A 16,766-nucleotide genomic window follows, 5' to 3' on the forward strand; every position below is an offset into this window, starting at 1 on the left:
CGTAAGTATTCCGTGCAAGCTGTATTTATAATAAGCACAATAACGAATCATTAACGTAATGATTAATGTGAATATGCAGTCGACCTCTCTCCTGATACAAGACATAGAACAAACCCAACATGAATTGGACAAGATAGATTTTCATAAACATGAAAGTCTGCTGATTCAGGTGTTCTCTTCTTTCGAGAAAGGTTCGGTTTTGGCTGCCTGCCAAGTGATTCAATCGACTTTCCCTAATGCCAAACTCATTGGTTGTAGTGCGAACCACTACATCAGCCAGGGTGTCATCCTACATCAAGGCCTTTATCTTATTGTCACTCGCTTTGACACGACGTCTTACACTTGTGGTGTTGTGGAATACAGTGATCAACCACTACTTGATAGTCGAACGATGTGGGAGCAACTGGAGTGCAATGCCGAAACTCAAAGCATCATCTGCTTTGCCGATCGTTTGCAAATAAATAACCGAGCCTTGTTCGCAGCGTTTGAGCAATCGAGATACTCATTACCCATTGGTGGCGGTGCCTCTACCATTACTGATAGTGGACGATGGGTGATGCTAAACGGTGTCTGTTATGAAAATGCTTATGTGATGGTGGCGCTGCATAACTCAAAGCTTCTCATTACTAGAGGTTATTACACTGAGTGGAACCCAATAGGTCGTACCTTTCGGGTCACGGGTGCTCAAGATAATCTGTTAACTGAACTGGATGGAATGCCGGTTCGTGATCTTTATAATCGTTACCTTGCTGATGGTCTTGAGGTTCCTTTCGAACAGCTGCACAACTTCCCTTTAATGGTCGGCGATCCAAAAGAACAAAACATTCACCTACCACTCAGTGTCACGAAATACGGAGAGATAGAATTCAGTGGTCAGTTTCAGGTGGGTGATGAGGTCAGGTTTTGTTATGACCATCCTTCACTTACCTTAGAGCAGATTAGGCTTGGCGTTCAACAGATCGCTTCTCATAAGCCAGAGCAGCTTTTTATCTATAATTGTACTTCTCGTCTCGACTTTATTGATGGCAACCAAGAGGTGGAGGTTTTCCAAAAGCTGGCGGACACTTATGGTGTTTACTGTATGGGCGAGCTACATCAAGAGGATGGTCAACAACGAATTTTACATCATAGCTTAACTTACCTCGCGATAAGAGAAGGTGAAGGTAAGGCTGTACTGCCATTAGACACACAACCGGCGACAAATATCTCCCCTCTGTTTTCACTGATCCGAAATGCACTGCTTGATGTCGACGACATGAACAACAGCATGGCCAGTAAGATTCAGCAACAAGCGACCGCATTGACGGCAAGCTACCGAATTGATCGCCGGACTGGTTTACCCAATCGAAGTGTGTTGCGTGAAGTACTGTCAAAAATGAGTTTTGATAGCCATTTGTTAACGCTGAAGGTCACCACCTTTGGTCAAATCAATGAGAAGTATGGTTATCGAGTCGGTGACAAGCTTTTGCATGACTTGAGTGAATACCTTCAAAAAGCACTGTTGAAGTTCTTTGATGAGAGTTGCCAGCTTTATAGTATTGGTATTGGCGAGTGGGCCGTGGTTTTCGACAGTTGGGCTAGCCAAGAACACATTCATCAACGTTTCTCTGAATTTGCAGATCAAACCGAACATGTGAATTTTGAGCCTATGGGATTACCTGATATCGATTATCTTTCGGTTTCAGTCTGCGCAGGTGTCGCGAGTCGTCGCGATTTCCCTACGACCTCCATTGATGATTTATTACTGAAAGCGATTGAAGCTCGACGCAGCGCGGTGAGTCAAAATAAACATCTGGTGAGTGCTAAGGCGTTAATCCAATTAGAGAAGCATCGCCAAGAACAACTCGGTTGGCTATCGTGTGTCAGCCGCGCGGTGCTCAACCAAAATATTGTTGCTTGCTCGCAACCCATTGTATCGGCGCATAGTCATCAAGTAGAAAGCTACGAGTGCTTGGTTCGAATCGAAGAAGATGGCCAGCTGATCGCACCGGGTAAGTTCTTACCTATTATTGAGGGTACTCACCTCTATACGCGTTTAAGTCGCCAAATGATAACGCGCACCTTTGATTTCATGAGCCAGAGAACGGACTCGTTCTCAATTAACTTAGCGCCACAAGATTTCAGCAATGAGAAAACCATTTTACACCTTGAGCAAGCCATCAAGAAAATCAGTCACCCACAACGTATTGGTTTAGAGGTGTTGGAAACCGAGCAAATCCAGGATTACGGTCGCTTGATCGAGGTGTGTAATCACTTTCGCGATCTTGGGGTGAATATTATTGTGGATGACTTTGGTTCTGGTTATTCGAACATCGATGAAATATTGAAACTGGAGCCACAAGTGATAAAGCTTGATGGCAGTTTAATTCGCAATATAGATAAAGATAAGAAGCAAAGGAAGATAGCCCAGCAACTCGTCAGTCTGTGTCAGATCTTAAATGCTAAGACGGTGGCGGAATTTGTACACAATGAACAAGTGTGTCGAATTGCAGAGGATATGGGGGTGGATTACTTGCAAGGTTACTATTTTGGGGAACCTAAGCGTTTATTTTGATAAAGCGAGTTGAACGTCTTTTAAGTGGTTATGTACGTTCTAAAGTGCCTGTGTATCTTTTAGGTGTCTCTAGGTCTTCTGAATGACAGGGGATCGTCTAAATGACTAAGTAGAGTGAGCGTTTCACGTGAAACACCAACTTGTTCAATAGATTAACGTTAGATGTGAAAAGGGTGAGCTTCTGGCTCACCCTTTGTTGTTTCTGTGTCCCGCCCTAAAATTAGTTTGCCTGATTTAGTGCGAGCTTGTTGTGGCTAAATCTCTTTGAGTGAGTGACCACACTTATCGGCTTGGAATACTTTTAAATAGTGTTGGAAGTAGCCATCAATCTGTTGCGCTTGCTCGTCTTCACCTAATGCCTTGAGCAGTTCAACGCCAACCTCACAGGTACACAAGTGACCACTGTCTTGGTTGCGGCGCAGAGTGTACGAGGATTCACTGGTAATGTTGAGGTGAACCTGTGGAATCGATTGTAACCAAATACTCTTGTTGAGCATTTTCTTCGCTTCCTGCCATGTCCCATCCAAAATAATGAATAGCGGCTTTCGACTCATGGCTTTAGTCATCACAGCTTGCTGGCATTCGATACTTGTATCACTTGGAAACAATAGAAAAGGCTGTCGTGTTTTATCTTCAAGTAGTGCCATTAGCTCAGCTGGTGGTGTTTTTCGTTGCCAAACGAAGGACTGACATTGTTGAAGAGATTGTTGAAGCAGCTTTCCGGTGTTGGTGTCTCGCGACAGTTCATTCTCATGAGTGAGTAGCACGAGATCGGTTTGGCTCTCAATACTCGGTATCAAATGGCAAATGCATTGGTGAGTGAACCCACAACTGGAGCAAGCTTGTTGATTACCCATCTTTATAACTTAACTCCGCTTTTTACTGGTGAGATACCATCAGCAAACAAAACCACATCGCTGATATCAGCATCATCTGCAATTGGAGCTACGCTTGGGTTGAGCGGGTAGCTAACACCAGAATAAGACAAAGTGTGCTTGGCAGGTGTTGCACCGCCGCCGCTGACATTGAAGATCAGATCTTGCCAACCGTGGTTTTGTGATTTACCTAAGCGTATGTCGCCCTTAACCAATGTCACTCGACTATTGAAGCGCCAGTTATCTTGATGATTTTCAAAAATAAGCAGTGTACAGCCACCAGAGCCACACCAATCGAGCTGGGCAAACAGTTCTTCCTTACCATCGCCATTTAAGTCGTAGGTTAACCAGCGGTACTTGGTATCATCAGGTGAGCTGTTGTTGATCTTAAAATACTCACGGATCGCTTGGTCGACTTTTTGATCAAGTTGATCGCTGGAGTTCACCTGCTTTGCGGTTAGATCAACGTTAGCGGTGGTGTTTACTTGCGCTTGTGCATTCTTAGCTTCGAATAGCACCAGACCGCCATTGGCAATCGGGTAGACAACGTTGCCCACTTTTTCTTTTTTAGCGATCAGCTTGCCGTCATCGAGTGTGAAGATGCGCTCTGAGATTAAATACTGTTGTTGATGGCGAGTCATCACAACCTGCACCTGGTTTTGACTTAGCTGTTGCCAGAAGCCTTGTTCAACAATCGAAGGGTCACCATTGCTGTACGAGTAAGTGGTCACAGCGCTGTGGTCATCGTTGAGTTCAAGGTTGATAGAGAACCCAGTGTTCTGCGTTGAACTTGCGAAGTACAGCCCACTCCAGTTCAGTGTTGGATCTTGATTAGATACCGTCGCACAGCCACTGTAGTTGTTGTCATTAAGGTTGAGTTTGGCTTCCCACCCGTAGATAGAGTCGCTCATGCCATCGCTGCAGGTCTCTTTCTTGAGGTTGAGTTCGCCTTGTGCTGTTTTGCCTTCTAAATGGTAATCACGACGGCTTGTTGTGGTACGGCTTGATTCTATATTGAGGTGTAGTGGCTCTTCGCCCATCTGAGCGTATTTGAGTTGGTCTTTATCGAAGGTTGCTGACCAGAATGGTTCATTGCCGAATACTCTCGTTGAACGCAATGGTTGGCCGCAGCGATCAGGGTTCTCTGAGGTTAGAATATTTACTTGGTCAACCACGAAACGTGCCGTGAAGTCTGCATTGTAACCCGTTTGACTTGGTACGGTGAGATGACCAATCAGCTCACCGTATAAAGCTTGGTAAGGTCTGGTTGATAACCCTTGAGCTTCTAGCGCTAGCTCTGGTGATAAGTCTAACCAGTATTGTTGTTGGCTACCGCAAGGCGTGAAGGTTCGGCTTTCGTGGCCAACCACTACCTGACCACGCATGATGAAGGTTTGTGGTTGAATGCTAAGAGGCTCATCCAAGGTTGCTGGTGGTAATTCGGGTTGTTGTGGCGTATCTGGTGCCGTAACACAACCTTGCAAAGCAAACGCGGCTAGCCATGTCACTGGGTTTTTCATTACCTTCATGTTATATCTTCCTCGGAGCAACCATTAATTGGATTTATTATGGCATATTGGTTATTTAAAACAGAACCCGACACCTTTTCTATTCAGACTCTGAGAGTGCAGAAAACCTCTTGTTGGGAGGGTGTACGCAATTATCAAGCTCGAAATATAATGCGTGATGACGTCAAGCTTGGAGACCTAGTGATGATATACCATTCATCGTGTAAAAAAGTGGGCGTCGCGGGGATCGCTAGAATAACCAGAGAAGCCTATCCGGATCATTTTCAATTTGATCCAGAGAGCGATTATTACGATGCCAAATCTTCGCCAGATAACCCACGTTGGATAATGGTGGATGTTGAGTTCGTGCGAGTCACAGAGCGATTGATCCCCTTAGCAACGTTGAAAGCTATGCCTGAGTTAGCTGAAATGCCGCTAGTTAAACGGGGCAATCGATTATCGATCATGCCGGTTACAGAGCAAGAGTGGCAGGCGATCTTGAGCAAAGAAACACTAGGCTCTCGTTAACACTGTTTGAGACTCTTCTGCGCTAGATATCAATAGCCACATTCATATCTAGAATTGGCGTCTGTTAGCGTTAGAGGGAGCATTGAGCGTAAGGTTCAAAAAAGGCAGCCATTGGCTGCCTTTTTATTTATTCAGATGTCTTAGGCTAGATTAGATTAAAGCAGGTGCTTTTCTAAGTAGTGTGCTACCGCATCGTCGGCGTTGCTGCCAATCACTTCATTATTTGGCAGAGCTTTAAGAACCTTCTCATGTGATGTACCCATTACTAAACCTTTGCCGGCCATTGAAAGTAATTCGACATCGTTCATGCCATCACCAAAGGCAATGCAGTTCTCAAGTTCTAGGTCGATGGACTGTGCCACGGCTTGTAGCGCATCGCCTTTAGACACTTCTGCAGCCATCACTTCTAGACACCAAGGTGTTGAGAACGCGACATTTAGCTTTTCGCCAAACAATGCATTGAGTTTATCTTCAAATGGAACGAGGTGTTCATGTTCCTTATTTGGATGAGTACAGAAGATTTTAGCAATGCCTTCGGTCGGCGCATTGTCGACATCATACAATCTGTAAGTGAAACCGGTTTGATCGTGGAAATTTTTCATGGTTTCGTCTTCACGATTTAGCAACCATTCGTCGTTCATGTAGATATGAATAAAAATCTCGGGATCTTGTTTGAGAACATCAACAACGCTTTGCACAAGATCGACTGGAAGGTTTTTGGCATACATCAAGTTGTCGTCTTGGTCATGCACACTTGCACCGTTCGAGGTAATCATGTAAGCCGGAATGCCAGTTTGTTTGCGAATACCGGCAACATCAACATGGTGACGACCTGTTGCGAAGATAAAGGTATAACCTTGTCCGTGTAACTTCGTGAGTGTTTGCTTGGTAAAATCGCTTAACTGATGGTTGGGAGCCAAAAGCGTACCATCTAAGTCGGAGGCAACAATTTTCACGGAATCTTTTAGTGCAGGAATAGTCATTTAACCCTCATTGCAAAATGCTTAACCAAAATCGACACTAGCCAACGCTAGTATTCTCTTTAACTACAATATCTGTACCGAGAAATTGTATGCCAAATTTGCGTAAGAAAAGAGGGCAAAGCTTACTTACTTCTCTTCCTCTTTAGCTCCAAAATACCTAAATGCGCATCTTCTCAATATCCACCATTAGGCAAAGAACTGATTGATGGCATCCAGTGTTTGGTTACGGTATTTATCTTGTTCAAACAACACTTCATGCCTAGAATCTTCAATGACCTTAAACTGGCAGTCTGAGTTGGTTTTCTTTAGCTTATTGATGAATTTCACTTGAGCATCGTTACTCACAATCTTCTCTTCCCCAGCTTGAATCAATAGCAGAGGGATTTTGATTTGACGAGTTTGTTGTATCGCTTGCTTCGATGCCATTAACCCTTGCCAAACCCAGCGAGTACTTGGCCCCCCAACCTGCAAAGAGGGGGATCCGTCATACAAGCAACGGAACCACTGGTAACGAACCTTACTGTGGCTGAGTAAGTTGTTCTCAAAAGGCTTTGAATAATAAGCTTGTTGGCCCGGAGCGTAAGTTGGTTTGGCGTAAACAGCCGTTAACACTTGTCCGACGATCATCGCAATAGGTTTAAAATACCACTCGGTATTGATACCAAACATTGGTGCGCATAGGGTGACCTTGTCAAACGGGTGATCTGGATGAATTTGCAAGTAGCGTGTGGCGATGGTGCTGCCCATTGAGTGTGCGAGCAGGTATCGATTGGAGTATCGGCTTAGGTCAAAACTGGCAATGATGTCAGACATATCTGATGCGTAATCATTAAACTCGTGAATGTGACCAATGTCAGAGTCTGTTACCATACGTTCAGACTGGCCTTGACCTTGGTGGTCAAATGAATAAACGTCATAGCCTTGCTGATAGAAATCATAAAAGAGTTCTTGGTATTTTAAGCAACACTCAATGCGGCCATTTGAAATGACAATGGCTTTGGTGTGCATCGGTGAGGTTAGGCTACACCAGTACAGCTTCTTTTTACCAGATGTTGTTAGATACCCATCTTTTCGTTGTTGCCAAAGGGTGGGGATCGGGTGTTTAATCGCTTGCTCGAATTGAGGTTCTTGCGTGTAAGAAAACGGGGCGTCGCTGTGGTTTTCCATGGGAAATTACCTGAACTGATGCATGTGAGAGCTTTATTGCTACTAATGTTGTTAGATTAAAGAACTAGTAAGGAAATGCAAATGGATACTCATGTTTGGCTTGCTTATGTCGTTACTGCGATATTGTTCAGTTTGGCTCCTGGCTCAGGTACCGTTAACTCAATCAGCAATGGGTTAAGTTATGGCACCAAGAAATCACTCGCGTCGATCGCAGGCCTACAACTAGGTTTGGCTTTTCACATTATGCTGGTGGGCGCAGGTATCGGTGCATTAGTGGCTAAATCTGCATTGGCGTTTACCATTATTAAATGGGTTGGTGTGGTTTACCTTGTTTGGCTTGGTATTCAAAAATGGCGTGATAAATCTAGTTTGGTGGCTTCGGAAGAGAGCTCGACGTTATCGAGTGGTAAGTTGCTTAGAAATGCCGTGCTTATTAATCTAACTAACCCGAAATCTATCGTGTTTTTGGTGGCTCTGTTTCCTCAATTTATTGACCCGACACAACCTCAAGCACCACAACTGCTAGTGCTAGGTGTGACAACGGTATTCATTGATAGCGTTGTTATGTTGGGTTACACCTCATTAGCTTCACAAATGGGACGTTTTATTCGCTCTGATCGCATAATGGGTAAGATAAATAAAATATTTGGTGGTATGTTCATGGGCTGCGGGGCTTTACTGGCTGCCGCCAAAGCTTAATAAAAGCAATAGAGTTATAGTTAAACCAATTAGAGTTATCAATAAATGACCGCTACGTACGTTGCTCGACAACCGATCTTAAATCGTAACAAAAACACGCTCGGTTATGAGTTGTTGTTTCGCGACGGAGAAAGGAATGCCTACCCAGCGCATATTGAGTCAAATAGAGCAACGTATCGCCTTATTGTTGAAAACTTCTTGTCGGTAGGCCTTAACCCTTCGATCCCATCTTCGCGCTGCTTTATCAACTTTCCATACCAAAGCCTGATTCGTCGACTTCCTTTAAGTTTGCCGAAAGACAAGGTGGTGGTAGAGATCCTAGAAACCTGTAAACCAACCGATGAGTTATTAGAAGCAGTCAAAGAGCTCTACCAAGCTGGTTATATGATCGCCCTAGACGATTTTACTTCGATGCAAGAATGGGAACGTTTCCTAAAATACACGCACATTGTTAAGCTCGATATTATGCAAATGGGTTTGGATGAGGCGTGTGATTTGGTAAAAGCTCACCAAGGTAAGAAGTTTAGTTTTCTTGCTGAGCGGGTCGAAACCGAGCAAGAGTTCAAGCAAGCTAAAGAAGCGGGTTTTAAGTTCTTTCAAGGGTATTTCTTTAGTAAGCCCGAAGTCATCAAGACTAAGTACATTAGCCCAGAGCAAGTGATTGCCATGGAGTTATTTCAAGAGGTGTGTAAGCCGGACGTCGACTTCCAACGTGTCGAAAGCATTGTCGCAAAAGATGTTGCTTTGTCCTATAAGCTACTGCGCTTTGTGAACACCATGTCACCTCGTCTTGAAGTCACCATTTCTTCATTCCGTCAGGCCTTGGTTTATCTGGGCCAAGAGAAGCTGAAAATGTTTGTCTCGTTGGCGGTGGCGTCTTATGTCTCTGACAAGAAGCCAAAAGAGCTGTACGGCTTGTCTTTACAGCGCGCTCAATTTTGTCAGCGCATGTCTCGTTATCAGGCATTTGAAGGGCACACTGAGCAGGCCTTTATGATTGGTTTGTTCTCGTTGCTTGATGCACTGCTCGATTTGTCGTTAGAGAACTTAGTCGAGCAGCTGCCTTTGTGTAAAAGCATCAAGGTTGCTTTACTGCGCAGAGAAGGGCCATATGGCATATTATTGGCTCTTGAAGAGAGCTTTGAACATGCTGATTGGCAACAGATTGATGAGCATTGCGCTGAACTTGGACTGAACGTGGAACAAGTTAAAACGGAGCTCATTGAAGCTAGACGCTGGAGCCATACCGTCACCAATCAGCTTTGATTTATCTTAGTTAAACTTTTATGACAATTGAAACGCACGCCTTGACGTGCGTTTTTTTATAACTAAGATATATGCACATCCATATATGAGTATGTAGTTATGCTTCCTCACCAATTTTTTAAATTACTGTCTGATGAAACACGAGTGCGTTGCTTAATGCTGATTGTGCGCAATGAATGCCTTTCTGTTGGTGAGTTGACTCAAGCATTACAAGAAAGTCAGCCAAAGATTTCCCGTCACCTAGCGCAGTTGCGCTCAAATGGTATTTTGACGGATGTTCGCCAAGGGCAGTGGGTGTTTTATCGTCTGTCACAAGATTTACCCGGTTGGATGCTCAAGTTAATTGATGACCTTATCGCATCGAGCTGTTTGAAAACGGAATACCAGCAAGATATTGAGCGTTTAGAAGCAATAACTTCACGCCCTCAATGTTGCGTTTAATTGAATATTTTTAGATTCACCACTGACTGAGAGAACACACAATGACAGTTAAAGTAGGTATTAATGGTTTTGGTCGTATCGGCCGTCTAGCACTTCGTGCAGCATTCGATTGGGCTGAGCTAGAGTTTGTTCAGATTAACGATGTTGCTGGCGATACAGCGACACTGGCTCACTTGCTTGAGTTCGATTCTGTTCAAGGTCGCTGGAATCACGCTGTGAATGTAGAAGGTGATGAGATGATCGTCAACGGACAGCGTATCAAGACGACTCAAGAACGCGATATTGATGCTGTTGATTGGTCTGGTTGTGATGTTGTTCTTGAAGCGACCGGTGTTCACCGTAAAACCTCTTTCCTTAATAAATACCTAGAGCAAGGCGTGAAGCGTGTTGTGGTATCGGCTCCAGTGAAAGAAGACGGTGTCGCCAACATCGTAGTTGGTGTGAATGACGCTATCTTCGATCCCGCGGTACATAAGATTGTGACTGCGGCATCTTGTACTACTAACTGTCTTGCGCCTGTTGTGAAGGTGATTAACGAGAAGTTAGGCATCGAGAACGCAGCCTTTACCACTATTCACGATCTAACCAATACACAAACTATATTAGATGCGCCGCACAAAGATCTACGTCGTGCTCGTGCATGTGGTATGAGTCTTATCCCGACAACGACAGGCAGCGCTAAAGCGATTGTTGAGATCTTCCCAGAGCTTGAAAACCGCATCAACGGCCACGCGGTTCGTGTACCACTAGCGAATGCTTCTCTGACAGACATCATCTTTGAAGTGAAGCAAGACACCACAGCCGAAGAAGTTAACGCGATGCTGAAAGAAGCGTCTGAGAATGAACTTAAAGGCATTCTTGGTTTTGAAGAGCGTCCATTGGTTTCTATTGATTACAAAGGTGACCAACGCTCAACCATCGTGGATGCACTATCAACCATGTTAGTGGGTAAGCGCATGGTTAAGATTTACGCTTGGTACGACAACGAGATGGGCTACGCAACACGTACTGCTGAGCTAGTTCGTACTGTTGGTCTTGCATAATACTCTTCATATTTGAAGCTGCAGCGTTGTTAACTGCGTAAGTTCACCCTAATCACATGGAGCCCCTATGCTCATAGGGCTGAACTTCATTCCTTTTTAGGGAAAAGGTTGCCTAGCTGCAACTCCAATTATTTTGAGTATTGGTTCTATAAGAATTTAAGAGAATACACAATGACACATCCAACATGGCAACTAGATTTAGAAACTGGTGCATTAGTACTTACTCCGTGCCCAGGCACCAAAGATGCTGACTTAGGTGCATCTCTAGCACAACTTAAAGCGCAAGGTGTAGAAGCGATTGTGACGGCTCTAGACAGTGAAGAACTGGCGAGCAAGAACGTATCTGAGCTAGGCGAGAAAGCGCAAGCACTAGGCATGCAATGGTTCCAAATCGAGATTGAAGACGACTGTGCCCCGGGTGCTGATTTTGCTGCGAAATGGCAGGCGGCTAGCCCTGCACTACACCAAGTAGTGGATAACGGCGGCAAGGTTGCGATGCATTGCATGGGCGGTTCTGGGCGTACTGGCTTGCTGGCTGCACACCTGCTATTAGAGAAGAGCTGGGAGCTGAGCAAGATTGTTCAAGAAGTACAATCACTTCGCCCGGGCGCATTTACTAAGCCTATTCAGGTTGAATACATTAGTGGCGTAGCGAACAGCTAATAAGCCATTGTTGTTATACAAGGAGCTTTTGGTATCTGGAGTGTTGAACTTATCATGATCCAAAAGCTCTTTTTGTTTAGATTGCAGAGATAGCTGTTATGTTTTCAAATCTAAGTAAGAGTGTTCGCCAATACATGTTGGTGACATTTAACTACTGGAACTTCACCATTACTGATGGTGCACTTCGTATGCTGGTGGTCTTGTATTTCTATGACCTTGGCTACAGTTCGTTAGAGATCGCCTCACTGTTCCTTTTCTATGAATTCTTTGGTGTGGTGACCAACCTAATCGGTGGCTGGTTAGGGGCGCGTCTTGGTCTCAATAAGACCATGAACATCGGATTGGGTATGCAAGTCGTCGCCTTGGGTATGCTCGCCGTGCCAAGCGCAATGTTGACAATTCCTTGGGTGATGGCCGCTCAGGCGTTGTCTGGTATCGCCAAAGATCTTAATAAGATGAGTGCCAAGAGCTCAATCAAAACCTTAGTCCCTGATGAACAGCAAGGTGCGCTTTATAAATGGATTGCGATTCTAACCGGCTCTAAGAATGCATTGAAAGGTGCAGGATTTTTTATTGGTGGTTTGCTGCTTTCGACGATTGGTTTCCAATACGCAGTGCTTGCGATGGCTGCTGTGCTGACATTGGTGTTCATCGGAAGTTTGATGAGCTTGGAAGCGGACATGGGTAAAGCGAAAACCAAGCCCAAGTTTAAGCAGATTTTCTCTAAATCTGAATCCATCAACATCTTGTCTGCGGCTCGTATGTTCCTATTCGGTGCCCGTGACGTGTGGTTTGTGATTGCTCTGCCGATCTATCTAGGTAGCGTGTTTGGCTGGGACCACTCATGGGTAGGTGGCTTCTTAGCGGCTTGGACCATCGCTTATGGCTTTGTACAGGGCATCGCACCTAAGATTACTGGTAAAGCTCAAGGCAAGGTGCCAGATGGGCATGCGGCGCTATTATGGGCGGGTGCGTTGGCTATCGTGACTGCCGGTATTGCTTACGCGGTACAGATCGGTTGGCAACCAGAGTTAGTCATCATCGGTGGTTTGATGGTGTTTGGTGCCATCTTCGCGGTGAATTCATCATTGCACTCATACTTAATTGTGAGTTATGCGAAAGGTGATGGTGTGTCTCTTGATGTCGGTTTCTATTACATGGCGAATGCAATGGGCCGTTTGATTGGTACAATTCTATCAGGGTTAGTATTTCAAATGGCCGGTTTGTCTGCGTGTTTGTGGGTATCCTTCGCGTTTTTAGCGATAACGACGGTGATCTCTCTTCGCTTGCCTAAGGTGACACAAGTTTCTTCTGCATAGGCTAAATTCGCGATAAGCCTCTCCTTTAACAGTAAGCTGACTTGGTATTTATTCCGGTCAGCTTTTTTATTGCTATAGTAGAATGATTGAATATTAATCAGGCGTTTACATGAAGCAGCGAATTCTCTTTTTTGATTTAGCACGATGTGTCGCGGCCGTAGCAGTTATCGCGATTCATGTTCTGGCCCCATATCGTAATGAGCTGGGTACCATTCCTTTCGGAGAATGGCTGACGGCTATCACGGTCAATGGCTTTAGTCGCTGGGCGGTACCCGTGTTTATTTTGATTACTGGCGCATTGATGCTGAGCGATCAACGCCCATTTGATGCCAAGTATTACCTTAAGCGTCGACTGGGTAAGGTGTTAATACCTTTTATTGTCTGGTCGCTTTTCTACACCTACCTTTCTGGTTGGTCTGTGATGGGCTTTGATGCTGATGTTAGTTGGGATGTGCTGCTCAATAGCTATCACCACTATACCTATTACCACTTGGGCTTCTTCTATTACTTCATTCCACTCTATTTTGTGATTCCTTTCTTACAGATCATGGTCAGAAAGTATGGAGATAAAGCGGTCTACGGTTTCACCACGGTGTGGCTATTTACCACCTTGTTGTTCTTACTCAAAATAGATGGGCCATGGAGCCACGAATTGTGGTTGTACACCGGGTATCTACCTTTAGGGTATCTGTTGTATAAAATCGTTCCACTTAACAAGATGACTGTCGGTGTGAGTGTTTTACTTGGCGGGCTCGCGTTGCTAACGACTGTTTATATGGTGGTTGATGCGAGTTTGATTGCTGAAGAGTATACGGTCGGGCGTTGGTTATCTTATAAAACGCTGAATACCGTATTGGCAGCGAGCATGGTGTTCATGGTGTGCCGTTACTATGGTGAAGGTTTGTCTGAGAAAAGTAATCAAGTGGTTGGCTTTATCAGTAAGCACAGTTTAGGTATTTACCTCCTGCACCCTATCTTCTTGTGGCCAATGAAAGAGTTCGGTTGGTACCAAGGTCATCCTGCTTGGGTTATTCCGTTATGGATCATAATCAGTGGTGCTGGCGCTTTATGGATGAGTTGGCTGGTCGCTAAGTCAGAGAAAACAAGTTGGTTATTGCCTTAGCGATTAGTGCTAAGGCTATTAGGTACTGACGGTGGGTACTAGATTATTGGTGTGGAGTTAAGGTGACTGATGATTAGCGCTTCAATGCAAAGTGCAAAAATTTGTCGCCCTGATAGGTTAAGGCTCCTTTGTCTCCAGGGTTAAGCGCGTGGAAGTAGTGGATACCGACCTGAAATTCTCGTTTCGGACCAACCACACCTCGCTGAACGTAAATCCAGTACTCTTGATCTTCCTGGCCTGGCTCTGCGTCAGGAAGGTCTATAGATTGTTTATCTAATATTGTAACGTTCACTTTTTTTTCTGGTGCGTTCTCGCCTTGCATATGCTTTCGGTAGAAACCAAGAAATACCCAAACCGCTAGAGCGACGAGTGCAAATATGGCAAAAAAGAGTGAATTAGGCATATAACCTCCATGTAGTCGTGATGGTTATTCTAGTCTTTCGGGCTATAGGGATATGTGTTTAAAGCCGTTATTCGTGAACTGTTGTAAGGCAAGCTGATTATTTTTCGGCTGATATCACATTTAATGGCTTGTTTGGGATAAAGCATTGTTATTTATTGTCTCTTTCTAAAGTAAATAGTAGTAGTTTTGTATAAATATAAGGAAATGCTCGACTAGAATTATAGTGTGGAGTGGGAGGGCCAAGATGACCGATATTGAAAAAGTAGTGACAAGAACTCGCAATATAGAAAAATTATTGAGACTTCAATATCACGCTGAAGGCGAAGGATTGCACGAGCTTGTGACAAGCTGTGAAGAAAGGCTACCGCACGATATGGTAATCAAGTTGCGTTATATCGCAACGTGTCGTAACAAAGTAGTGAATGAACATGATGCTCAGTTGGAAGATCAGCATCAATTTATCATGATGTGTAACGACTGTGAGAAAGAACTGACGCCACGTAGCGGCCGTTTTATCTGGCGAGTCGCGATCTTGCTCATGATGGTGATGACTTTGGCTGCAGCTGGCTTCTATTATGCGAATTGGGATGTATTAACACTGCATCTGTTTTCGAAGTGAAAAAATTAAACAAAAAAAGGGACGCTCATGGCGTCCCTTTTTTTATCTGTAACTTGCTTAGTACATCATCGGTAGTGTCATAAGACCTACAACTACCGCGATCATTACAAGTCCTTGTCTTTGCGAAGATGAAATCATAACACTACTCCTAAATTTGGTTGTCTCTCGCTATGTTTCAAAGAATAGCACTACTTATGGCTTTAGGTCAATAATTACTTTCGAAAGCCTTAAAAGTAACAGAAAACTACTTGATTTTTGCTTGTATGGCTGTGTTTAACTGCATTTTATGATGTGTTTCTATTTTGTTCGTTGTGGTTTATGTTTGTTCTTATTTTTCTTAAGTTGTTGTTTTTAATGAGTTGATTTGCTTAATTGATATTGTTAAAAGTTGTTAAACTGTATTAATAGGGGTTGAGTGTCTTCAGGTTGTTTTTGGTTGTGTTTTTGATTTTTTACCAAGTTTTTGGTGATAATTTTTACATAGATATGGGGTGAAACTGACAAATAGGCGAAAAATCAAAACAAATTACTTACTTTAAAGGGCTAGCATTGTCTGGCCTTTTTGTTATTCGTTTTACCTTTGTGTTTTGGTTTTAAGTTTTTGTTTTTATTGGTTTAAATTATTTGTAATTTATATTTCCCACTTTGTTTTTTTCCATTTATTGGTCGTTTTCGATAGTTTAGATAGACTAGAATTGTTGGAATGGCAAGCTGAAGCATTGGAGTGGTACTTTCAAGAGGTTTTGCTTGGGAGTGTTCTAGTTTTAAACAAATAACAATGAGAGCTAAGGGAATTCCTATCGCTTGAGTGTAAAGAGGTGCTTTTTTAGTGGAAGCGTAATCAAGATCCAACTTTGAAGGGCTTAGGCTTTACATCAACACTCGTGTGCCTAGACTGGCGACGTTTTAAAGCAATAGGGCAAATGGTATGTGGAGTTGGTTAGCGGTTTCCTTGTCTGGTATCGGAGTAATAATAGGCAAGAAGCATGGACATATCGGTCAGGCCTTATCGTATAAGGTATTTACCTTTGTATTATTGGCAACAATTGCATTAACTCAGTCTGTCGTTGCTGATTTTACCTATTGGGTAGTCGCTGGGTTGGCTATTTCTGCGATCGCAGATGTTCTTCATACCCTTACTCAAAAACGCTCTCTGCATTTTGTTTGCTTTTTGGTTGCTCAACTCTGTTACAGCAAAGCCTTTTGGTTACAGTTGTCAGGAGATATGGTCTGGTGGCTGTTCGCGCTGTTGTTAGCGGCATGCATCGTAGCTTTCTTCTTATTACTGCCTCGTTTAGACAAACTCGTCTTTCCTGTTGTTATCATGGGGATGGTGCTTATTCAGCTTGCATGGGCTTCTGGTGAGGTTTGGTTGCTTGACCCTCAACTGTCACATGCAGTGGGCTTTGCTGGCTGTAGTGTGCTGCTGCTTTCTGCGTTGGCCTATGCTCTGAATTGTTACCGTAGCCCAATCAAAGGCGCTTATTTTTGGGTGACGGGTAGTTACTTGTTTGCACATGCACTTATCGTGGCGTCTCTTACCATTTAGGGTAGAGCTCTCTCAATTCTGAGCTA

The 16,766-nt window shown here is 43.9% G+C and carries 16 protein-coding genes; 11 read left to right on the forward strand and 5 right to left on the reverse strand.

Going from position 1 to position 16,766, the window contains the following annotated elements:
• The first annotated feature begins 73 nt into the window (after positions 1–73).
• Positions 74–2,554 (forward strand): bifunctional diguanylate cyclase/phosphodiesterase, encoded by a 2,481-nt coding sequence (locus tag OCV36_RS00435; protein WP_135459043.1) that lies wholly within the window; start codon positions 74–76, stop codon positions 2,552–2,554.
• A 254-nt stretch (positions 2,555–2,808) separates the two neighbouring features.
• Here the strand turns inward: OCV36_RS00435 and OCV36_RS00440 are convergent, their stop codons facing one another.
• On the reverse strand, positions 2,809–3,411 hold the full coding sequence (locus OCV36_RS00440) for a tRNA-uridine aminocarboxypropyltransferase (protein ID WP_017075954.1): 603 nt from the start codon (positions 3,409–3,411) through the stop codon (positions 2,809–2,811).
• Positions 3,412–3,413: 2 nt separating this feature from the next.
• Positions 3,414–4,958 (reverse strand): COG3650 family protein, encoded by a 1,545-nt coding sequence (locus OCV36_RS00445; protein WP_135459010.1) that lies wholly within the window; start codon positions 4,956–4,958, stop codon positions 3,414–3,416.
• A gap of 39 nt (positions 4,959–4,997) precedes the next feature.
• Here OCV36_RS00445 and OCV36_RS00450 point away from each other — a divergent pair, with 39 nt between their 5' ends.
• Positions 4,998–5,465, forward strand: coding sequence for an EVE domain-containing protein (locus OCV36_RS00450; RefSeq protein WP_135459012.1), 468 nt, complete (start codon positions 4,998–5,000; stop codon positions 5,463–5,465).
• A gap of 155 nt (positions 5,466–5,620) precedes the next feature.
• Here the strand turns inward: OCV36_RS00450 and OCV36_RS00455 are convergent, their stop codons facing one another.
• Both OCV36_RS00455 and OCV36_RS00460 read right to left on the reverse strand, forming a co-directional pair.
• Positions 5,621–6,448, reverse strand: coding sequence for a Cof-type HAD-IIB family hydrolase (locus tag OCV36_RS00455; protein WP_135459014.1), 828 nt, complete (start codon positions 6,446–6,448; stop codon positions 5,621–5,623).
• Positions 6,449–6,634: 186 nt separating this feature from the next.
• The gene (locus OCV36_RS00460; RefSeq protein ID WP_135459016.1) at positions 6,635–7,615 is read right to left on the reverse strand and encodes an alpha/beta fold hydrolase; all 981 of its coding nucleotides are present in this window, start codon (positions 7,613–7,615) and stop codon (positions 6,635–6,637) included.
• 81 nt (positions 7,616–7,696) lie between these two features.
• Between OCV36_RS00460 and rhtB the strand changes: the two genes are divergently transcribed.
• From rhtB to OCV36_RS00495, 7 genes are all read left to right on the forward strand, one after another.
• A complete protein-coding gene (gene rhtB / locus OCV36_RS00465; RefSeq protein WP_029225179.1) occupies positions 7,697–8,314 on the forward strand; it encodes a homoserine/homoserine lactone efflux protein in 618 nt (205 codons plus the stop codon).
• A gap of 45 nt (positions 8,315–8,359) precedes the next feature.
• The gene (locus tag OCV36_RS00470) at positions 8,360–9,580 is read left to right on the forward strand and encodes an EAL and HDOD domain-containing protein (protein ID WP_017075948.1); all 1,221 of its coding nucleotides are present in this window, start codon (positions 8,360–8,362) and stop codon (positions 9,578–9,580) included.
• A 99-nt stretch (positions 9,581–9,679) separates the two neighbouring features.
• Entirely contained in the window at positions 9,680–10,021 is a 342-nt protein-coding gene (locus tag OCV36_RS00475) for a metalloregulator ArsR/SmtB family transcription factor (RefSeq protein WP_135459018.1), read from the forward strand.
• A 41-nt stretch (positions 10,022–10,062) separates the two neighbouring features.
• The gene (locus OCV36_RS00480; RefSeq protein WP_017075947.1) at positions 10,063–11,064 is read left to right on the forward strand and encodes an ArsJ-associated glyceraldehyde-3-phosphate dehydrogenase; all 1,002 of its coding nucleotides are present in this window, start codon (positions 10,063–10,065) and stop codon (positions 11,062–11,064) included.
• A gap of 171 nt (positions 11,065–11,235) precedes the next feature.
• Positions 11,236–11,727, forward strand: coding sequence for a cyclin-dependent kinase inhibitor 3 family protein (locus tag OCV36_RS00485; RefSeq protein ID WP_135459020.1), 492 nt, complete (start codon positions 11,236–11,238; stop codon positions 11,725–11,727).
• A 98-nt stretch (positions 11,728–11,825) separates the two neighbouring features.
• Positions 11,826–13,046, forward strand: coding sequence for an organoarsenical effux MFS transporter ArsJ (arsJ, locus tag OCV36_RS00490; RefSeq protein WP_135459022.1), 1,221 nt, complete (start codon positions 11,826–11,828; stop codon positions 13,044–13,046).
• Between the two features lie 109 nt (positions 13,047–13,155).
• Positions 13,156–14,169 (forward strand): acyltransferase, encoded by a 1,014-nt coding sequence (locus tag OCV36_RS00495; protein ID WP_102550984.1) that lies wholly within the window; start codon positions 13,156–13,158, stop codon positions 14,167–14,169.
• A gap of 73 nt (positions 14,170–14,242) precedes the next feature.
• On the opposite strand, the gene OCV36_RS00500 is transcribed toward OCV36_RS00495, so the two are convergent.
• Positions 14,243–14,572 carry a DUF2500 domain-containing protein gene (locus tag OCV36_RS00500; RefSeq protein WP_017075943.1) on the reverse strand — a complete coding sequence of 110 codons (330 nt, stop codon included), beginning with the start codon at positions 14,570–14,572 and terminating at the stop codon, positions 14,243–14,245.
• Positions 14,573–14,816: 244 nt separating this feature from the next.
• Here OCV36_RS00500 and OCV36_RS00505 point away from each other — a divergent pair, with 244 nt between their 5' ends.
• Positions 14,817–15,191 carry a hypothetical protein gene (locus tag OCV36_RS00505; RefSeq protein WP_029225178.1) on the forward strand — a complete coding sequence of 125 codons (375 nt, stop codon included), beginning with the start codon at positions 14,817–14,819 and terminating at the stop codon, positions 15,189–15,191.
• A 928-nt stretch (positions 15,192–16,119) separates the two neighbouring features.
• Positions 16,120–16,740 carry a lysoplasmalogenase gene (locus OCV36_RS00510; protein WP_029225177.1) on the forward strand — a complete coding sequence of 207 codons (621 nt, stop codon included), beginning with the start codon at positions 16,120–16,122 and terminating at the stop codon, positions 16,738–16,740.
• The last annotated feature ends 26 nt before the right edge of the window (positions 16,741–16,766 follow it).

This window comes from Vibrio echinoideorum, assembly GCF_024347455.1.
Classification (GTDB): domain Bacteria; phylum Pseudomonadota; class Gammaproteobacteria; order Enterobacterales; family Vibrionaceae; genus Vibrio; species Vibrio echinoideorum.